The 19,608-nt window shown below is 61.0% G+C and carries 12 protein-coding genes; 2 read left to right on the top strand and 10 right to left on the bottom strand.

The window, feature by feature from the left end; translation table 11 throughout:
- Positions 1–7: 7 nt before the first annotated feature.
- Genes BN3385_RS06600 through BN3385_RS28020 form a run of 3 tightly spaced genes read right to left on the bottom strand, consistent with a single transcriptional unit; the run spans position 8 to position 4,415 of the window.
- Entirely contained in the window at positions 8–1,783 is a 1,776-nt protein-coding gene (locus BN3385_RS06600) for an Hsp70 family protein (RefSeq protein ID WP_082690308.1), read from the bottom strand.
- Complete coding sequence (locus BN3385_RS06595; RefSeq protein WP_156432605.1) at positions 1,780–3,108, bottom strand: hypothetical protein; 1,329 nt, start codon at positions 3,106–3,108, stop codon at positions 1,780–1,782. The genes BN3385_RS06600 and BN3385_RS06595 overlap by 4 nt, the downstream gene beginning before the upstream one ends.
- Entirely contained in the window at positions 3,105–4,415 is a 1,311-nt protein-coding gene (locus BN3385_RS28020) for a hypothetical protein (RefSeq protein WP_156432604.1), read from the bottom strand. The genes BN3385_RS06595 and BN3385_RS28020 overlap by 4 nt, the downstream gene beginning before the upstream one ends.
- A 26-nt stretch (positions 4,416–4,441) precedes the next feature.
- Between BN3385_RS28020 and BN3385_RS06580 the strand changes: the two genes are divergently transcribed.
- Positions 4,442–5,601, top strand: a protein-coding gene (locus tag BN3385_RS06580; protein ID WP_156432603.1) for an IS3 family transposase whose coding sequence is annotated in 2 segments (ribosomal slippage) — positions 4,442–4,733 and positions 4,733–5,601 — 1,161 coding nt in all. Because the reading frame shifts where the segments join, the coding sequence is not laid out codon by codon here.
- Positions 5,602–5,678: 77 nt separating this feature from the next.
- Here the strand turns inward: BN3385_RS06580 and BN3385_RS06575 are convergent.
- Complete coding sequence (locus tag BN3385_RS06575; protein ID WP_059015773.1) at positions 5,679–6,662, bottom strand: hypothetical protein; 984 nt, start codon at positions 6,660–6,662, stop codon at positions 5,679–5,681.
- A gap of 151 nt (positions 6,663–6,813) precedes the next feature.
- Here BN3385_RS06575 and BN3385_RS28880 point away from each other — a divergent pair, with 151 nt between their 5' ends.
- Complete coding sequence (locus BN3385_RS28880) at positions 6,814–7,671, top strand: hypothetical protein (RefSeq protein ID WP_231748648.1); 858 nt, start codon at positions 6,814–6,816, stop codon at positions 7,669–7,671.
- Between the two features lie 380 nt (positions 7,672–8,051).
- On the opposite strand, the gene BN3385_RS28875 is transcribed toward BN3385_RS28880, so the two are convergent.
- From BN3385_RS28875 to BN3385_RS06545, 6 genes are all read right to left on the bottom strand, one after another.
- A complete protein-coding gene (locus tag BN3385_RS28875) occupies positions 8,052–8,765 on the bottom strand; it encodes a hypothetical protein (RefSeq protein WP_231748647.1) in 714 nt (237 codons plus the stop codon).
- A gap of 78 nt (positions 8,766–8,843) precedes the next feature.
- A complete protein-coding gene (locus BN3385_RS06565) occupies positions 8,844–9,383 on the bottom strand; it encodes a hypothetical protein (RefSeq protein WP_156432602.1) in 540 nt (179 codons plus the stop codon).
- A 19-nt stretch (positions 9,384–9,402) separates the two neighbouring features.
- Positions 9,403–10,593 carry an McrC family protein gene (locus BN3385_RS06560; RefSeq protein WP_059015771.1) on the bottom strand — a complete coding sequence of 397 codons (1,191 nt, stop codon included), beginning with the start codon at positions 10,591–10,593 and terminating at the stop codon, positions 9,403–9,405.
- A complete protein-coding gene (locus BN3385_RS06555; RefSeq protein ID WP_082690306.1) occupies positions 10,565–12,817 on the bottom strand; it encodes an AAA family ATPase in 2,253 nt (750 codons plus the stop codon). Before BN3385_RS06555 ends, BN3385_RS06560 begins: the two co-directional genes overlap by 29 nt.
- Positions 12,814–16,791 carry an Eco57I restriction-modification methylase domain-containing protein gene (locus tag BN3385_RS06550; protein WP_059015769.1) on the bottom strand — a complete coding sequence of 1,326 codons (3,978 nt, stop codon included), beginning with the start codon at positions 16,789–16,791 and terminating at the stop codon, positions 12,814–12,816. Before BN3385_RS06550 ends, BN3385_RS06555 begins: the two co-directional genes overlap by 4 nt.
- The gene (locus tag BN3385_RS06545; RefSeq protein ID WP_059015768.1) at positions 16,788–19,604 is read right to left on the bottom strand and encodes a DUF8741 domain-containing protein; all 2,817 of its coding nucleotides are present in this window, start codon (positions 19,602–19,604) and stop codon (positions 16,788–16,790) included. The genes BN3385_RS06550 and BN3385_RS06545 overlap by 4 nt, the downstream gene beginning before the upstream one ends.
- Positions 19,605–19,608: the final 4 nt, after the last annotated feature.

The following is a 19,608-nucleotide window of genomic DNA, read 5'->3' as shown; positions in this document are numbered from 1 at the left end:
CGCGGACCTATGAGCCGCAGGTGCAGGAGGGGTCTCCCCATGGCCTTTTGCACACTGAACAGGGTTCGTAATAGAGGCGTTCGTCGGTCTGCTCGGGGGTGGCATAGTTGGGGCCGGGCAGCTTTCGGAAGGCGCCAGGCTTGTACTGGTAAAGGACCTCGCCCGGAACTAGTGCTTGATTCTTTTGATCGGCCACGTTCGCTCGAATAGTCAGTCCTCCTGCAGCGGTGGCACGAACAGAATCGTTGCCGACTTCGATCGAGACGTCGCTCCCAGGTAGACCAATGCCAAACTCGAGGTCATGGTAATTGGCTCGCGCGCTGTCCTTGCGCTGGCTGGACTGTGCCCCGACAGTGAGTATTAGGTCATCGTCGATTTCGACATCGAGTTCTATTCGCTCGACAAGCGGTGGAGCCGCCTTGTCAACATCAATGGTGAACATGCCTATGGACGTCCGCGGGTCACTCGCCTGCGGCTGCTCATGGAGTTCAGTGGGAGCGACGATCGAGAACTTTGCAGATCCGTCGCTTGGATCCGTGCAGTAAAGGTGGAAGCGGTCTGAATACACGCTCCCATCCGTTGGCATAGGAGTACCCGCACGTAGGATCGGCAGCCGGTACCCTCGCGCCATCTCGAGCTCAATAGGCTTTGCGAGCACCAGACGCTGGGCGTCGTGCGCTATCCACGCCGCACCTTGCGCGATCAGCGTCCGACTGTTCTGCGGTACCTCGACCTTCTGCGGGCCGAAGATTTGGTGAAGTTCAGTCCGGATGCTCGGCATCGCTGCCATTCCTCCGACCAAGAGGCAGAGCGAGACCTCCGCCGGCGCCATGTCCACCGTATTGAAAAGTGATTCGACCTCGTGGATTCCGGCGGCGACTAGGGGCCGAGTCATCTCGTCAAGCTCCTGACGCCTCGCCGAGTACTCTAGGGTGGCCCCTGACTGGGGGAAGAAGTTGGGCCGATAGAAGCTGACGCTTGCCCGCTCCGACGAGGCGATTTTGTTTTTCTCGGCTTCCTGGAGAAGACGAAGCCGCTGATCGCGGATCGGCCGGTCAGTATCTGAAATGCCCTTCAAGTTCGAAAACCGCGCAATCACCTCGTCGCGAATCACTTCATCGAACTTGTCGCCGCCAACGAGATCGTTGCCTCCGTTGCGAACCTGGACGATGCGGCCGGGTTCAATCCGACACAACGTGAGGTCGAGCGTTCCACCGCCCCAGTCAACGACAAGGACGTTGCGGCCCATCAGTTTCCGAACGGTGCTATCGGAATCCTGCGCGCCTCTCATGTAGCCGTACAAGGCCGCGAGAGGCTCATGGACCATGTGCACGACAGTGATGCCTGCCTGCTGGAACGCGCGACGCAGCGCTGCGCGGCGCAGACCGGTCATGTTCACCGGGATGGTCACGACTGCACGGTCAAAGTCTCCGAGCACCCTCCGACCCCTCAATCGCCTAAGGAGGGGGCTTTGCTGAGACTGGGCTCGTACGTGTCTGATGACGTCGGCGACGATGTCCTCTGGGCTGCGGTTGACGCCACCCACGGTGATTTCCGTTTGGCCGAGGTACATCTTCGGCGATCTCACTGTATTTCCGTGGACTCCGAGGCCGGACGCTTCCAACGCCTCTCGCGCCTCTCGGCCGACGACGACGTCTTCGCCTTCGTACCGAACGACGGACGGGTGTGGACGGCCTTCCTCGTCGAGAACGTCGAGGACAAAACCTTCCGCGACTAACGAAATGAGACTGTTGGTGGTGCCGAAGTCGAACCCAACGATCACTGCGCCAACTCCTTCAGTCGTTTGACCTCGGCATCGATCTTGGCCAACGCGCGGTCAACGAACTCATCAGCTACGGCGATACTTCCGTTGCGCAGAGCGTGTAGGCCATCGTTGAGCAGGTTTACCTGCCCAGAAAGCTGTCGAATGACCTGCGTGCGCAGACTCTCGTAATCGTCGGCAGCGTTGACCTCATCAGCGAACCGGCCCCTCTGTTCCTTCTCAAGTTGGCGCTCCAATTCGGCGACTCGCGCCTCAAGCCCGCTGATGCGCGAGTTCTTCTGTTGGAGTTCAGCCAAAAGAGAACTTGCCGTTTCTCGCTCCCTCTCGGCACGACGCGACTGGGCCGCGACATCGTCTACGAGGTCAGCGACCTTCTTGTCACGGTCGCGAAGCTTTGCCTCGAAGTGCCGCTTCAGTTCACTGAGGGGTTCGACTGCCGATTTCGCGTTGACGAGCATCGCCATGGTCCGCCAGTCCGCGCGTTGCCTGACTGACGCTTCGTCTCGACGGAGATCGTCGGTGCGTTTGGCCGGAGAATCATCCGACCGCTCGGGCACCTGGAATCTGCTGGGAACCCGCCACACAAGTTGACAGAAGTCATCAATGAGCTGGTCTTTGCTCCAGTTGTCGCGCATGGCACGGAATAGTTCGAACGACGTCACCGCGTTGACTCTGAGTCGCTCACGCTTGAGGGCAGTGACTGCGAGCGACTTCTCGTTCTCTAACTCAGCAAGGCGGAGAACCCCTGCCGCGTGGCTGATCTCAGTGGCAGTAAGCCCTGGTTCCACCTTCGGCTCGACCAGTCGCTCTAGTCGACCCGCGAACAACTCGTGACTAGCGAAGGCAACTTGCGCCAACTTGAGGATCTGACGACGAACGGAGTCCTTCAGCTCGATATCAGCTACCTCAACCATGAGATTCGCCAAGGCGTCGAGCAAGGGGTCTTCACCCGCCAGTTTCCGTACCTCTGCTATCTCCTCTTGAGCATTCTCGAGTGGTGTTGTTCGCACATCCCAGAGGTTCCGAGAGAGGTTTAGCTTGCGCCCAGCTCCCGTTTCGCGGTAGACGTACTGAAATAGGTCGATCACCGTCTGTGGCTTCGCGACAGGCTTCTTTTCCCATTTCCGCTTGGTAACCGTCTTCAATTGCGGAGCACCCGAACTGCGATAGCGCCCAACGCTTTCGACAGCATCCGCCCCGCTGGTTGCCCCCGACTCCACCGCCGAATCCGACACGTCACCGTCAGCTGACTCTTCAGTGGGTCGCGGAGAAACAGGTTCGGGCTCCCCATTGGCCTCAGCGTCGAATTCACCATTGCTAGTCATTGCTGCGCACCTCTCTCAAGACGGCGACGAAAATCGTCGTACCAGCGCTCGGCATCGCCATACCGAACAACGTTCGCATGCCTCAGGGCGGACGAGCCATCTCCCACCGCGAGGAAGTGTTCAGCAGCGATCAACCGCAGTTTGAACTGGTCCGCCGGCCGCTGCCCGTCAATTAGCTCGACCAGCTCGTCGACTGCAAGCGGCGATGCGCTGCCATCAATCGCCATGGCACTAAATCTCAGCACGTCCGCTACCACGGCGTCGCTGAGGGCGTAGTCGAGGCTTCCATGCGCAGAAGGTGCGAGATCTCCCCGATCAAAGGATCGACCTTCCAACATCGCTTCGAATCGCATCGACACCTTGGCGACACGATCGCTACGAGTCTTGGTCATCGCGTGGCGGAACTGGTTGTAGTGGAACGCGACAATCCCACAGATGGCTTCCGCGGCCGGTCTATCGAACGTCCCCAGGACGTTGACCGCAGCGTCGAATCGATCCTCGTAGGCACCGCGTTGCTCAGAGTCTTGAAGCCGCCCCTCTCCGTCGGCCTCGCGTTCGAGAAGGCCGTAGAGGTATTCTGCTAGCGCCGCATAATAACGCCCGGCGGTTGGATACCGTTTCGAACGCATAATGAAAGCTTCGATGGTGTAAGGGCTTAGGTCCTCGCTCCCAATGAGGTGGTTTAGCGCCGAATCGACGCCCTCGAGGTCTTCCCTCCCTGCGAGCGCGAACTCGAACTGGAAATCACGGGTCACTCGTCCGTTGCCTAGCCGAACGTCGACGACTCCGCTCCTCTGGCGAGCCAGGTACTTGAACGCCTCCGACACAGCGACCTCTCGCCGATTGATCCATGCCGCAGTCGCATTCTTCGCAATCCAGGCTCGTTTAGGCGTCTCGTAGGTGATCGTCAATCTTCGCCGTCCACATTCTCGGCCGTTCAGAACCAGCACAGGTTGTTCGGTGGGGTGGCCCGCGAAAGCGTGGACGCGGAGATCGACTTCACTGGAGAATTCGGCACCGCAGACCTGGCAGGGGTACTTCGGCGGTACCGGGGTCCACGATCCGAGATCGTCGGGTTGCTGCGGTTCGTGAAACTCAAAATAGCCGGTGTGCCAGAACCCCATGAACGCTCCCAGTTTTAGCATCTCGCCAGCGCGTGAAGACGAACTACGATCAACATAACCAAGTCCTCCGACAAGACTGGGCATAGCTGCCTTGATGTCGGGTTGAACGGCATTGTTGTCGGCTCCGGTCGAAAAGTGAGCTGGGTCTGCCCCCGGTTTGGTTGACTCCTGACCTGTGAGCATTCGTCCTTGCTGGAAGGATTAATCTCGTGCCGACACCGTTTCCTGCCGAGTTCCGCGCCGACGTCATCGCCCTGGCCCGCAAAGGCGAGGCGCCGCTGCGCCAGATCGCGAAAGACTTCAGCATCTCGGAAGCCTGCCTGCACCGCTGGCTAAAGATCGCCGACCGCGAGGAGGGCCGCGGACAGCCCGCCTCACCGGCCAATGCTGATGACATGGCCGCGCAGCTGCGCGAGGCGCACAAGCGGATCAAACTCCTCGAGCAGGAAGCCGAGGTGATGCGCCGCGCCGTCGGGTACCTATCGCGGGACGCCAACCCACAATGATGTACCCGCTGGTCCTCGACATTGCCGCCGACGGGATTCCCGTCACGGTGACCTGCCGGGTCCTGGGGTTCTCCACCCAGGCGTTCTACAAGTGGCGCAAAGCGCCCATCTCTCAGCGGGATTGGGATGATGCCCACCTGATCAACGCTGCCGGCGACATCCACGCCGATGACCCCGCCTTCGGCTACCGATTCATCGCTGATGAACTGCCCGCAAGAGGCATCACTGCCGGCGAGAACCGTGTCGCGCGGCTGTGTGCCCAGGAGCGGATCTGGTCGATCTTCGCCAAGAAGCGTGGACTGAACCGGCGATCTGGACCACCGGTGCATGACGATCTCGTGCAGCGTCAGTTCAGCGCCCAGGCCCCCAATCAGGTCTGGTTGGCCGACATCACCGAGCACCGCACCGACGAAGGCAAGCTCTACCTCTGCGCCATCAAGGACGTGTACTCCAACCGGATCGTCGGATACTCCATCGACTCCCGGATGAAGTCCACGCTGGCCGTAGCCGCTCTAGAGAACGCCGTGGCCCTGCGCTCACCGGTGTCGACGGTCGTTCACACCGACAGAGGCAGCCAATTCCGAGCACGAAACTTCGTCCACGCACTGTTGCACAACGGATTACAGGGATCTATGGGCCGCGTCGGCGCCTGCGGAGACAATGCCGCGATGGAGTCGTTCTTCGCCCTTCTGCAACGCAACGTCCTGGATCGGCGACGCTGGTCCACCCGGGCCGAACTGCGGCTGGCGATCGTGTCGTGGATCGAGCGGACCTACCACCGACGCCGCCGCCAACGCGCCCTCGGCAGACTCACCCCGATACAGTTCGAACTGCTCCACACGCCAGTCGCAACCGCGGCCTGAAATTCACACCCGACGAGTCAACTGAACTCGGGGCAGACCCAACGGCTTGAACCGTTTGTTGTAAGCATCGCCATCGCCTACCAGTTTCCGTCCACGACCTCACTCGAGCTAACGTCGCCCAAAGTGATCACCGCCTTCGGGTCGAACGGCACGAACGATGTGCCCTCGCCGCCAAGCTTCTCGCCGACGGTCTTGACCTTCGCCAGGATCTGCGAGGGCTCGAGGTCCTGGGCATCGGCGTCGTAGTAGTCGAACCAGGGCAGGCCCGCACTCACGTAAGCGTTGCGGTCGACCGGTGTCGGGGGAGGCACCTCTCCGGTGATTCCCGCCCACTGCGCAGCCGAGCACAAGTGGACGAACACCCGCTGAGCGCCGCCCTCGTCGTAGTCATCGACAGGGCGGTCATCGGTGTACACCTCCTGACGCATCCGCCCACCGGCGCCGAGCCCCATGTCCGCCGAGCCGATAGCTTCCGAACAGGCCATCGGCGCCATGTCGAAGCAAATCTCCGATTCGACCACCCGCTGTGTTTCGCGCCACGCCTCGAGCGCCTGTTCGGTAAGCCCCACGGCCCGAAGTTGCACACCCCCGTGGGTCTCCCGTCCGGTCAGCTGTCCTTCGACGGTGGCTCCCGACCCGAAGGGAACAGCGACGAATTGTCGGATGAAACCATCGCCGACGTTGATCCCATCGAGCCACGGCTGATCCGGCAGGACAACATAATCTTGCGGATTTTTCACCAAGTGCTCGATCCACGGCAGCCCACTCACCGCACACACCTTGCCCATACCGACCTGCAACGCAGCGGGCTCCGAAGAATCGAACGACAACCACATAGCCTCACGCTGATAGATCGGCAGCATCACCCCACCCCGGGCCAGCCACTCCGTCGGCACAGTATCGGGATAATCCTCCACCCGCCGCAACGGAAACCGGCCCAGACCAGGCGGCAGGTAGTGCAGACCGGTTTCAGGGATCCGAAGCGTCCGCTGAAACTCGACCGTCACCGGACCCAGCACCAGCTGATCCCTCACAAGTTTGACTGGCGACTTGCCTGCCATCACTCCCCCTCTGTTGTGTTGGCAATATCTCTAGCAACGGGCACCGACAAGGCCGGCGGGATGGGCGATTGTCGGGTTCACGGCGGAAACAGCCGACAGCGGGTTGCCCGAGTGTCGTCAATCCAGAAGCAGGAGATGGGGAAGGCAAATTATGGCCGACGAGAAGAATAAAGCAGCCAGTCGCATACCGCTGATCTTCAGTGAAATCGAGGCACTGAGAAAACAGGGCGACAACCAGAGCGAAATCGCCGAGATGCACGGGGTTTCGCGCCAGGCCGTGTCATGGCACAAGCAGACCTACGGCGGATATCTGACCTACCGGCAGGTCGTCAACAAGGCCTGGCCGTGGAAGACCACCAATCTCCACGGCAAGTCCAAGGTCTATCAGCGTCTTCGTGATCACGGCAAATATATGCTGACCCAGGGGTCGGGAATGAGCGAGGACAAGCTCACCCGACTCCGGTCCTGGTGGCGGAAGTTGCGCAACGATGACCATAACCTGGTGGTCGAGTTCGATCCGGCACTACCGCCCTTGCGCGGTGTCAGTCCACACGGAGGATTCGCCCTCCGGCAAAGGGCGCCTGAAGACCTCGACTTGCTGATCCTGGTCAACGAAAACACCACCCTCACCGAGGGTGGCCGACGCATCTGGTGTTGGCCAACGGATTCAGCCATATGGGATCTAGAGCCCTCCGACCCCGCTGGTGCCCTGCCGCCGACCAGCGCAGGCAGCGGTCACATCTATCTCACGAGCGTGCATAAACGTATCTCACGAGCGTGCATAAACGCGAGTTCCTGGCTAGCTTTGATCCCGCCGAGGCGACCGCGTTCGAGAAGTACATCATCGTCCGTGAGTAACTCCGGCCCATTAACTGCGCTTTCCGCTTCCCGGGGAGCCGCCCTGGACGAATCGCACGGAAAAGGCGACTTCCTCTCGCGCCTCATCCTCGGCCTCAGCGCGCTTGCGGTATTCACTGACGGCCCGTCGCTCGGCATCAGTGCGCTTTGAAACCGATTCCCGAAGCGATGCGGTGAGTTCGTGATGGCAACGCAACAACTCGGTCGGGCACCCACACTCCCGTGGCGGCTTCGTCGGCCTCCTGGGCCTCTGTCGCGGATTCCTCGGCATTCATCCCCCGTCGCTCAGCACCGCCGGCATCGGTAGTCCTACCAGAACGCTATGACGTTGTCCCAACGTCGATCGAGACCGCTTAACGCGGGCACTTCCTCTCCGTCGTGATCGATTCCCGGGCGACCGCTGAATTGACGGCATCCGGGCCATTCCTGGAGACCGAACAGCCGTAGCCGCCGCGGGGCGCGGTTGACTGTTGCCCGGCCGGGGCACACGCACCGAGACACCCTCAACGCGAAGGCACCAAGGGCCGGAATTCACCCATTAATCGCGCGCGAGACCGTTTCGCCGACTTGCCACACCTCATCGGGATCAAGCCCGGCGACCGCGACAGCCTTAGCGGGACCCTTCTCGTCGAGATTCAGCATTGCCGCCAGATCCGCGAATCCAGGGTGGCCCTTGATGCCAGAGAAACCCGTCCAGCAACCGGACACCATGAGGCGGCCACCGCTGATTGAGAACTTGAAGGGAGGGAATCTACGTCCGAATGGGTACACGAACATCGCTCCGCCAGGCCGTTTCCCAAAGTAGAGCCGGATGTGCATCCCCAGAGAGGGAAGCCGACTGTTCTCATCCACCAGATCCATGAGCCTCAGCAGGAAGGCGCGGTCGCTTGGGTCCTCGACTGCCGCAACGAACTCATCTCGCGTCCAGTCACCCGGCTTCGGGGAAAGATGGGGCGGAATCTTTGAAGCTGACCCCGCAGGCGCAACAGTAGATTCGGCAGGCCGGCCGGTCAGCCAGTAGCGAAGAAGCTCGACCCTTCCAAATGTCCGATGCTCCATGTCTTCGAACTGAACGCCGGGTCCCTTCTTGACAGCGCTGTCGATTTCGTCGGCCGCTGAGTAATGGGCCGTAATTGTCACATCGGCCCGACTGAACTCATCGGTGTGGTCGCTCGACTCCACATACCAGCCGAATTCCATTGCAAGTTCAGCCGTATCGAGGCGAAGCGTCGTTCCTGGTGCCATCCCCTGGCCCCTCCGTCGAAGTCTGGTCGCGGTAGTAGGTAATTAACTCGCGCTGGAAAGGCTCTTACGCACCTTGCATTACTTGAAATACGCACGCCCCTCGGCAACTGCTGTCTCAAGGATCTTGCCGCCATTCCCGGTGCCGGCATCTGTGGCCAGCGCTCGCCGCGCGCCCTCTTCGGCAAGTTCCCGCGTGCCAAAGAACCACATTGCCCGCCACTCCGGAACGCGCTCCCGTCTCGTAATGACGACCCACACTGGACCTGGGCGATCGACGCTGTTGTGGACGCTGGTAGTCCCGGCCTTCCGGTCTGAGTCGCCCCATGTCACCCTTAGTTCGCCAGTTGAGGGCGCCGGTTCGACACCGCCAGCCAACCGTCCCGTCAACCAGTAGCGGAGCACTTCCAACTTCCCAGCCGAGGTGTCTTCTAGCGTTTCGCATTCGCCGTTGGGTCCGAGCTTTTCAGCGCGGGTTATGTCGTCGTCCGGTGTGTAATGCACAGTGATGGCGTAAGCGCCGCGTTGGAACTTGTCGATGTGGTCGACGGAGTCGACCTGCCACTGCGCCTCCATCGCCATTTCTACGGTGTCTAGGCGAAATGCTGTTCGCGCGGCCACTTCTTCGCACCTCCCATCATCACGCCGCCATCGGTAGTGAAACGAGCCGGGCAAGGTAGTCCACTTGGCGCAATAACTCCGCGGGCGGCGCGCTCAAATCGAGCGCGTGACAATGAATGACCACGCCACTCCCCTCGACCGTGTGCCGGTCGACAGGCTCGTTTCCCTTCGCATAGATGAGATGGCCCTCATCCAGTCCGAGCACCGTGCAATAGGCGAGCATCTGGTACAGATCCGCGTTGTGGAAACCTTCAGGCCTCTCGGCTTTGTACTTTGCGTCAACCACAGCGCGCACTGCCCCGCTGTTCTCCCACATCAGATCGGGCTTCATGGTTACCCGCCGCCGAACATCGAGACTCAAAGGCTTCTGGCAGACGCTGCGCCCGCCATAACTCCGAAGCGACTCCGAAAGGGCCACCGTGACGAAATCCTCGAAAACCCGCCACATGTCAAACATGTATCCGGTGACTCGCAGATCGCCGACGTGGTGCTCGAATGAGTCTGCGGCGAGAACGATCTGGGCCAACGCCAGTGCGGGCTGGTACCGCACATTGAGTCGGCTTCGTCTCCACGTCGGCGGACCTGCGCCCCTCGGCGGAGCATTCACGTCTGCCAGGATCAGCCGCAGGCGTTGTAGCCGGCGTCGCGCCTGGATGCTGATCTTCGGGACGACAAGCAATCGCCGCAGCGCCATCAGGAGGATCTGGTTTTCGGCGATGTCGACGGTGAAGTCGTCGTACTCAACGGCCACTGGCACCGGCAGTCCGTAGAGTCGCGTCATCTGTTCACCGGCAAGCATCCGGCCACGCAGGACCGGTAGCGTCTCCTGCACTGTCTTGTAGCCCTGCAACAAGCCCTGCTCGACAGCTGCGAGCGCAAGTCGGCTGAAGGCCTCCGCCAGCGCAGGGAGCAACTCGTCATCGCGCGTCAGGTCCACGAGATCGTCGCGCCAGATTCCGGGATCCTTGGCGTATCCGAGCATGAATACCAGGCGGTTGAGGTCGGCGATCTTCGGGCGCACCACGACTTGGCGGTCGCCCATGGCGACCGCCCCGATCTTTCGTGCTGCGACGACGTCATAGAGCCCGCGGTCCAGCGTCGGCGTGACGCTGGCCAGGGCCAGCTGTTGTAGGGCCAGGTATTCCGCGTCGGTGAGTGCGACGGTTTGCGCAACTTCGCCCTCAGTCAGGATCAGCGGCGGCGATGTCATCAGCGGGCTCTGCTGGTTCGAGGGTGGGCTGCACGTTCTTGGCCTGCAATGCCTTGCGGATTGCGTCTAGTCCATATCGGGCACGCACGTCAGTTCCGTCGCCGTAGTGGTGCTCTTCGAGCAGCGGTAGGATCGCCGTGCGCCAAACTCGTTCCAGCCCTTTGTCTCCCGACTCATGAACAGCCGCCCGCATAAAGTAGGACGGGCCAATCTTGAAGTCGGAATCGTCGACTCGTGCATTGAGTTCGTCGAGCAAGTCGGCGGCTTCAGAGCTGTGATTCTTCTTTTTCAACCACTTGCGGAGGACGCCGTTGGTCGGGCTCTCCGAGGGGTGCAACGGAAGGAATGCGAACCGTCGCCGCATGGCGGCATCGACAAGTGCGATTGACCGATCCGCTGTGTTCATCGTTCCCAGGATCAGGATGTTCTTCGGCAGTGAGAACGGCTCTGTGTTGTCGGCTGAATAGAGGAGGTCGATTGCGTTGTCGCGGTATTCCAGCAGGAAGTACAGCTCCCCGAAGATCTTGGCGAGGTTGCCGCGGTTGATCTCGTCAATGATCAGTACGTAGACGGCTTCCGGGTTGTCCTTTGCCTTGTCCACCAGCGACCTGAGTGGTCCCGGGGTCAATGTAAAGCCCACTTGGCCGCCGCTCTGCTCTCTTGGTCGGTAGCCCTCGAAGAAATCCTCATAGGTGTAGGCCGGGTGGAACTGGACGATCTTGACGTTGGCCTCGGTGGTGAGGTGGCGGGCGAGTTCCTGTGCGATATAGGTCTTTCCCGTGCCGGGTGGACCGTAGAAGATGAGTTGTGGGCGGTCCCTGAGAAGGTCGATGCATTCCTGGAGCCACTCGATTGGCACGTTGAGCCGCTCGGCTAATTCCGGCGTGGCGTCGGGCAGGTGAAGGATGCCGGTGCCTTGAGGGGGTTGCTTGTGTTCCGCGAGCGCCAGAAGCGCAGCGAGGTGCCCGGTGAGGTCGAGAACCTCGCCTTGACCGCTCAGCCGGGCGACGATGTCCCCGGGGAGTCTCGACAAAGGCATCGAGCTGCCGTACCACTTCACGGTACGTCGCAGGTTCGAACGACCGTCACTACTCTTTAGCGACTCTGGGTCGCCGGTGATGATGCCGAAGTACACATTTCCCTGGCTGACGGTGACGACCAAGTCGCCGGGGTGCATGCGAGCCAAAAATGCGTAGAACTCATCGACCTTCTCCTGGCGCTGTGCGTATCCCGATGACTTGTAGTCCTCTTCGACGAAGGCCTTCAATTCGTCGCGGCTGATATCTGGCTGCACGGTGCGCAGCAGACTGGCTGCAAGCGAGACTGTTCCCTTTCGACGCCAGGTCGGAACCATGTCTTGGCCCTTGACATTGGATCCATGCACTCGCCAGGCGTGTTTCACCTCGCTGGTTGGCCGGGGCTCAGTCGGTTTCGGCTTCTGCCACTTCTCGAGCCACGGCGAGGTGTAAAGGTCGACTGCGCCGTGCTTTTCGCGGATCGCCTCGTAGATGTCGTGCAAATCTGTATCGACATCGCCGATCTGTCTGCCTAGATACTCGGGGGCGAAGGCATCTCGGATGAGGCGCCGGTGTTCGATGCTGACGATGGGCAGGAAGAAGTCTGGGAAAGCTAGATAGAGCAGCGATTGTCGTTGTGCTGCTTGGCCGGTCTGGATGGAGTCGACTTCATCTCGGAAGATGATCGGATCAGCGAGAGCGTCGATCCGCCGCTGCTCGGGGAGGCTCTTGAAGTGCTGGGCTACCTCAATGAGGTAGACGAGTTGCTTCCACTTGTAATTCCCGAACGCCTGGCCACCGTGGTAAACACCGCCACCGAGCAGCGCTTCCTTGACATCCTCGGGAATCACTACGGGGGGATCACACCGTTCGAGAACTGTCTCTACCTGCTTGAGTTTCAGTGCGCCACTGAGGTTGATGATGGGAAGGACGTTTGCGATCAGCAGTTCTGCGAACAGCTGGACCGCACCGGACGACGTCGTTGCGAGCTGCTGGTCCAACTTCTCGAAGAATCCGCCTGAACCAGCGTCGGGACGGTCCGAATAATCTCGTTTGAGTTCGGCTAGGTGCTCGGCAGTCCAGATTGCCTCGCCTGGAGTCAGGAGCGAATCATCCTGTCCAAAGCCAACGTCGACCAGCCGGCGGCCGAGCTTTTCGACTCCGGCCGACTCGGGTCGGGCCCAGGTACCAGTATCCGTTGGAGTCACTCGGCCTTCTCCCCATCCCGTCGAGTCTGATTCCGTTGAGGAGACAAATATGGCTTGCCGGTACTCTCCGCTTCTGCCATTGCATCGAAGATTTCCAGGATCACCCTCTTAGTGCGGTATTCGCCGCACTCGGCTAGATCTTTACGCTTGGTAATCGGGAAGGTTTCCATAATGTAGTCGACATCTTCACGCTCCAATCCGTAAAGGCGGAACAGCGCCGCCTCTAATTCAGCACGCCTCTGTCGACGCGCTTCCATTTCCCATGGTGCAGAAGGCACATTACGGCCGAAATCTGCTGCGAGCGACTGCATCTCAGCATTATCCAGTATCAAGTCAAGAACCCGCTCTGTTAACCAGTCTTGGACGGTCTGTTCTGACCAAGGGGCCTTGATGGAGACTGATTCGCAAGGAAGCGTTGGAAGCTGTCGCATCATGAAATACTTGAGATGAGTTCCGCCGACCTTCTGTCGCGCGACGAAGTCGAAAGCGAAACTGTTCCAATTGGCCAACAATACTGGCGCAGCCTCAGGGGGGTCACAAAAGGCAAGCAGGGTACCGCCTTCGGGTGCAGCATTAGAGCCGTTGATCGTGGCGATTGTTGTCCGTTCGTCAGTGCTTCGACAGATATCACGCCAGCCAAGCAACCAACGACGGTTCCACCTTCCCTCAAGCCTTGAATCAACCTGACGCGCATCAATCCAGTAACGAGGCATGGCAAAGAAGTCTTGGTCCTGCTTTTCTCTCAGAGTTGTATCGCGAACCCCCTCTCCGCTTCCGTAAGTCGCCCATCGGTGGTCGTATTGGTGAATCATTTTTGCCTCATAGAGCGGCAATAGCTTGCTCGGTCCTTGAACGAAGACGTTTCCCTTCAGCTGCCAGCCTTCCGCTTCCAGCTTTTCCCTAGTCTGGAACAAGTTCGAATCGTTGGACATATGGAACATCGCCATGAACTGCACATTCCAGGGATTCCCATCGGCGATACCCTCTCTAATAAGGACGGGAAGGCGCTTATAAATCCCTAGGGTGATCTCTGCATCGCGTCTGGAACGGAACACGGGGCAGGTACCTGTGTTCGGATTTAGCAAGGTAATTTCGGCAGGAGATAGCGTGAACCGATTCCCGGGACGCTGCAGATCGGTGGGATCGTGCGCGAAGAAGGCGAAGTCCGCTTGCGGTTCGCGCAAGTCCCTTCCACTGAGGGTGAGCAGGCAGAACTTGAATCGGCTATCGACCGCATCGAAAAGGGGCTTTCGGTTTTCGAAGTCGTAAAGACTGGCGATAGCAGCATTGTCGACGAGGTTCTTAAAGAAGTACTGGGTAGTGGCATCAGTTGCGATTCCGGTCGGCAAGACCACTCCGAGCCGCCCCTTACCGCCGAGGAGTTCGCGGTCGGTTTCGGCAAATACTGCATAGGTATTGATGTCACCGCGGCCGGTCAGTGGGTAGCGGTCAGAGTTGCGCATGAAGTGCGAGAAGCCCTCAGCGTTCCGTTTCTCAGCAATGAACGCGTCGAAAAGGGCCGGACTCGTAGACGGAAGTGCAGCAATGAGTTTCTTACGAACTGCGGCGTTGAGCGCCTTCGCGATCTCTGGATCGCGGGCAGCAAAGAACTCCTGTTCCTGCAGCTTCACTCGCTCCCAGGGCGGGTTTCCGATCACGACGGAGAACCCGCCGTACCAGCCGGTCGTCTCGTTGACTGTGTCGTCGTCTGGTTCGGTCGGGAAGATGTGTGGAAACTCCAGGTGCCAGTGAAAGAAGCGGTATTCGGCTGCTAGACGGTCGATTTCAACGCGCTGCTTGTCGGTGAGCTTGTCGTCGCCGTCGAGCAGCGCGGTGAGCGTCCGCTGGGTGACCGCCGGAGGGGCGCCGAGGCTCTTCGGCCATACGAACGCTGCGCACCACGCGTTGGCTGCCAGAAGCTGCTGGCGGTAGGCGCTCGATTCGGTGTAGGCGCGTAGCCGTTGCTCTTGCACGTGTACGTCCGCTAGTGACAGCGCGGGCGCGGCGACCACCTTCTGAACCTGCTCGGCGAGTTGCGTGTTCGCGGCGACCATGTCGACATCGAAGAGACTGCCTTGGGCGCTGCGTTCCGCTTTGTTCTGCTTAGCCAGGGTGGCGGTGATCTTCTTGTCGTCACCTTCGATCGGCTTGAAGGCCTCGTTGGGAACGCCGTCGGCCAAGAGTCGCGGCGTTGCACCGACGAGTGCGTTGCCGACTTTGATCTGCGCGTCCAAGAATGTCAGCGGCCGGCCCGGGTCGAGGGCTTCCAGCCACAGCGACACCTTGGCCAATTCGGCGGCGAGCGGGTTGAGGTCCACGCCGTAGATGCAGCGTCCAACAACGTCGCGCATCGCCGAACGCACTGCTTCGGGTGCCGGCTCAGGGTCTCCGGTCCGCAGGGCTGCAACCCGCTTGGCGATGCGGCGGGCCGCGCCGACGAGGAAATGCCCGCTCCCGCAGGCCGGGTCGCAGACGGTGACTCGCAGGAGGGCTTGCTCGGGCGCCTCGGATTTTTCGGCGTCGTCCAGGACCGGGTCGAGGGCAGTGTCCAGGAGAGATTCCACCAATGAGGTGGGGGTGTAGTACGAGCCGGTGTCCTTGCGCTGGTTACCCGATGACACAACCAGCGCGTAGGTTTTGGTAGCCGGGTCCCAGCTCGGTACGAGTTCGAGCAGTGATTCGTAGATGCTGCCTAGTTCTTCTGCCCCGAGGTTTCGGTAGTCGACGATTCTCAGGGCCTGGGACCGCGGTTCGCGAACAAGCGACAGCGAGTACACCGCGGATTGCAATGCCTGATTGCTGAGCGAGCAGTCCATGAGGAAGTCCAGCGCGCCGGCCTCAAAGATGCCGCCGATTCCCGGTAGGCCCAGTTCCGGTAGACCGTCGACGCTTCCTAGCCCGCGCCATACGACTTTCAGCGCTTCCCAGCGGTCGCCGTAACGGCCGCCGCGACGGCGCCGGGATACGCGGCGGAGCCGCTCGGTGGAAAAGTAGTCGAGATACCTGCGTCGGACGTGCGGGTCCGCTTCGGGATCGAGTAGCGCGTTGCGGTCTTCGGCAACGAAGGTGAAGAGAAGGCGGTAAGTCACGCGCAGCAGCGCATGGTTGACCTCCTCGACGGTAATGGAGCCATTCGCGAGGTCTTCGCGGAGCTTCGCGTTGTCGGGGTGGGTGAGGAACCCAGACCCCAGCGTTTGCAACGCCTGGACGACGCCGTCCCGCAGCAGGTTCAGGGCTCGGGAGCCCGTTTCGATGGCTTCTTGGCGCCAACGCTCGAGCCAGCATGAGGCTGGGCCGATGTCGGTGTCGCGGGTTTCCAGCCGAGAGACGTGGCATAACGAGTACAAGAGGAGGAAGTCGGCGAAGAGATCTCCGTCGAAGATGGCTTCCAGGTCGAATTCGATGTAGGCGGAGCCCACCAGTGATGTCGAGTCCCGAACCAGTCGCAGCGTGTTCGCGTTGGCCAAGATTGCCCAAAGGTAGTCATCAGAGCGGTTGAGGAGTTCTTGCACCATCGACTGTGGGGAGGCTCCGGCCGCGCCGGGAACACCCTTTGTTCGGGTATCCAGTGGTACCCGTCCAAGGAGGTGAATCGGGACATTGCCCCACAGGTGGGAGACGGGGAAGCTTCGGTCTCCGATTTGGAGTCCGCCTTTGCCTGTGGGGTGGACACGGCCGTAACCGAGTTGGTCGAGCAGGACAAGGGTGAAGCGCTCCCGGGTCAGACCGGTCGCCGCGTCAGCATCTGGAAGTGCCGCCAGAGCCTGGCGGTAGGTGGTCCAGGCGCCACGCAAGTACGCCCAGACCCGGTTGGCTGCGTCACGCACGGATTCGCCGGCTGCAAGATGGAAGTCTTTGGAAGACAGGCCATCCTGGACTTGCCCCGCGACGAGTTTGGCGAGCAGATCGGCGGGCAGCAAGCCGCCGACGACGCGAACTCCGACGAAGTTTAGGGACGAAGTGTCGGCGCTCATTGAGAATCTCCAGCTGGGGGCACGTAGACGAAGACACCGAGTACGTCGGCACCCGGCTCCACCGTGACCTTCAGGCCACGGACCACCTCGGCGGCGGCCTGTCGAACCCGACGGTGCGACTCGAGCAACCGGACGGCGAGGTGCTCTCCATGCTCGGCCAGGTGCGAAGCGATATCCGGCAGGCCATCAATGGCCCGGCTGATGAACTGGGATGCCTGGGGGGCGGGAACATTGCCTGAAGGTTTTGCGCCAAGCAGCGGCGTGACCGTCTCGGGAGGGAGCCAGTGTGGCTTCGTGGGAGATCCTTCGAATGCCAGTGTTGCGACGTCCTCAGCGACTAGTTCGCGCGCGCCAGAGCGGGACGGCAGCTGAAGATGGAACCGGTAACGCACGACAAGAAGCGTGGTGCGGGTGGCTACCGCCTTGGTTCGGATCACCGCGCAGCGCCGCGCCGGCCGCTGCTCCTCTGCAAGCTGCGAGTCCAGTGCGGATTCCAGTACGTAATTCGCGACAGCTTCTACCGAGGAATCGGTCCGGTTGAGCACTGCCTCGCCACGCGCAACTGGCAGTTCAGCGGCGAAATGGAGCGGATCCTTTCGGCCGGGGGGTAAGGCGTCACGCAGGCCGAGCGGTAGTGGCCCCAGTGTCGCGGTGAAGCCGGAGTCCGCCGTTGTGACCGTGGACCGCAGTGCCCGAAGTGCGTGGTCGACGAACTCGGCAACGTCGGTGTTGGATCCAAGGGTTGCGCGGGTCTCTTTCAGCTCGGCTGCGACCTCTTCGGGCTTGATCCCGTGTTGGGCGTACTTGGTTTGAGCGTTGCGTTCCCGGGCGGCGGCGGACTCCCATTGGTTGTGCAGGGTGCCGCGTTTTTCCTCGAGGTCAAGTTCGAGGCCAAGTTGCTCGGCGTCGCGGCCGCGCAGGAGTAGACCTTCCATCAGGGCCTCGACAACGGCCTCGCTGTTGTCGGGAACCGGCACTGCTACGCCTGTTGCCTTGCGGATGGCTTCGTGTTTCCGCAGAAGGACATCAAGGACGATTCCGTCGATTTGGTTGTCCTTGCCGTAGAGCGTTACGGCTCTGACGGTGTTGGAGCGTTGGCCGAACCGGTCAACACGTCCTTCGCGTTGTTCATGGCGGGTGGGATTCCAAGCAAGGTCGTAGTGAATGACGGCCTGGAAATTTTCCTGAAGGTTCACACCTTCGGAGAGGCAGTCGGTGGCTACGAGGACATGCTGTCCTGGGTTGGCGGTGAGTTCTTCGATGCGTGCGACGCGTTCTGTGGGGGGCAGGGTTCCCGTGACGGCGCGGACGGTGACGTTCTTGCCGAGGGCTGCGCTGAGTTGTTCGGCGACGTAGTCGGCGGTGTCGATAAATCGGCAAAACACGATGGGGCTGAATCCGTCGTTCAGGAGTTCCTTGACGCTCTTGGTGAGGGCGGTGACCTTGCGATCGGCCTTGCCCTCGAGTTTGAGAGCTTCGGCACGGAAGGCCTGAAGTCGCCGGGACTTGGCGTTGCCTGCGGTGCTGTCGGTGTCGGCACCGGGTGTGGTGTCAGCAGCTTCGAGTGCTTCATCGTCTGCTTGGTCGAGCACGATGGCACGTCCGATGGCGTCGGCCTCCTCGGGTGAGTCGGCGGCAACGGTGGCAGCGCGGGTCTGCAGAGTTTGAGCGGCGGCCCGCGGTGACGACGCGAGCGCCCGCAGGAGCGCCAGGGCCGACCACCAGTTGACGCGCCGCGCTAGGCCTCCTTCGTCGGTTCGGACTGTCTCGCGGGCGTAGTCGAGCACCTTGGCGAACAGGGCGTGGTACTCGGGGCTCAGTGAGTAGGGCACTTCGGCTGATAGCCGGTCCTTCGGGAATGGGGTGTCTTCGTCGAGGTATCGGCGGATGTCTGCACGGCGTCGCTGGACGAAGTGCTTGGCCAGGTGTTCGCGGTCTTCTATTTTCTCGAGGTCAATGCTGGCGAGCTCGGGCTTCAACAGACCGAGAAGGTTGCGGAATGCTTCATCATTGCCACTGTGTGGGGTGGCACTTGCCAGGATCAGGTGCCGACTCGGGTCGGACGCCAGGTCACGGATGAGTTCGTAGCGCTGGGTCCGGCCAGAGCTGCTGCTGGTGGTGTCCGCAACGCAGGTGTGTACCTCGTCGACGATCACCAAGTCTGGGCAGGTGCGGAGGAATTCGTGGCGCCGGCGGGAACTCTTGATGAAGTCGGTGGACACCACGGTGATGGGGTATCGCTCGAAGATGGATTCGGCGCCGATGCGGCCGCGCTCCAAACGTCTTACGGTGCTGGGCAGCACCAATTCAGCTTCCAGGCCGAACTTTCCCCTCAGTTCGCTCTGCCACTGCTCGGCCAGGGCCGGACTGCAGAGAACTGTAAGTCCTCGCGCATCGCCAACTTTGAGGAGTTCGGTGGCTACCAGGGCGGCTTCGATGGTCTTGCCAATTCCGACATCGTCGGCGATCAACAGTCGGACAACGTCTTGGCGCAGCGCCATCATCAGCGGGACCATTTGGTACGCGCGGGGCTCGACGGCGATGGAGGCCAAGCTGCGGAATGGTCCAGCAGTGGAGCGGAATCCGATTCGCAGTGCGCTGCGCAGCATTGACGCGCTCAGGTGATCGCCAAGATCCTCCGGCTGGGGTGGGGGGAAAGATGCGGGGCTAACCCCCTCGCTGGCCAAGACGCCGGCGATGTCGTCGTCGATACCGCCGATCGGGCGCAGGACGAGGAAGTCGTCGGTGCTTTCCGGCAGCACGACCCATTCGCGGCCACGAGCTGTCACCAGATTTCCCGGGGCGAATCCCACTGTC

The organism is Mycobacterium sp. M26, assembly GCF_001494595.1.
Lineage (GTDB): Bacteria > Actinomycetota > Actinomycetes > Mycobacteriales > Mycobacteriaceae > Mycobacterium.
Note: the sequence above shows the minus strand (reverse complement) of the source record. Positions and strands in the feature narration are given on the sequence as shown.

Bases quoted from the DNA above. Each gene is read 5' to 3' on its own strand.
- BN3385_RS06550 (WP_059015769.1), bottom strand. From the start codon at position 16,791: ATGAGCGCCGACACTTCGTCCCTAAACTTCGTCGGAGTTCGCGTCGTC.
- BN3385_RS28020 (WP_156432604.1), bottom strand. From the start codon at position 4,415: ATGCTCACAGGTCAGGAGTCAACCAAACCGGGGGCAGACCCAGCTCAC.
- BN3385_RS06595 (WP_156432605.1), bottom strand. From the start codon at position 3,108: ATGACTAGCAATGGTGAATTCGACGCTGAGGCCAATGGGGAGCCCGAA.
- BN3385_RS06575 (WP_059015773.1), bottom strand. From the start codon at position 6,662: ATGGCAGGCAAGTCGCCAGTCAAACTTGTGAGGGATCAGCTGGTGCTG.
- BN3385_RS28880 (WP_231748648.1), top strand. From the start codon at position 6,814: ATGGCCGACGAGAAGAATAAAGCAGCCAGTCGCATACCGCTGATCTTC.
- BN3385_RS28875 (WP_231748647.1), bottom strand. From the start codon at position 8,765: ATGGCACCAGGAACGACGCTTCGCCTCGATACGGCTGAACTTGCAATG.
- BN3385_RS06560 (WP_059015771.1), bottom strand. From the start codon at position 10,593: ATGACATCGCCGCCGCTGATCCTGACTGAGGGCGAAGTTGCGCAAACC.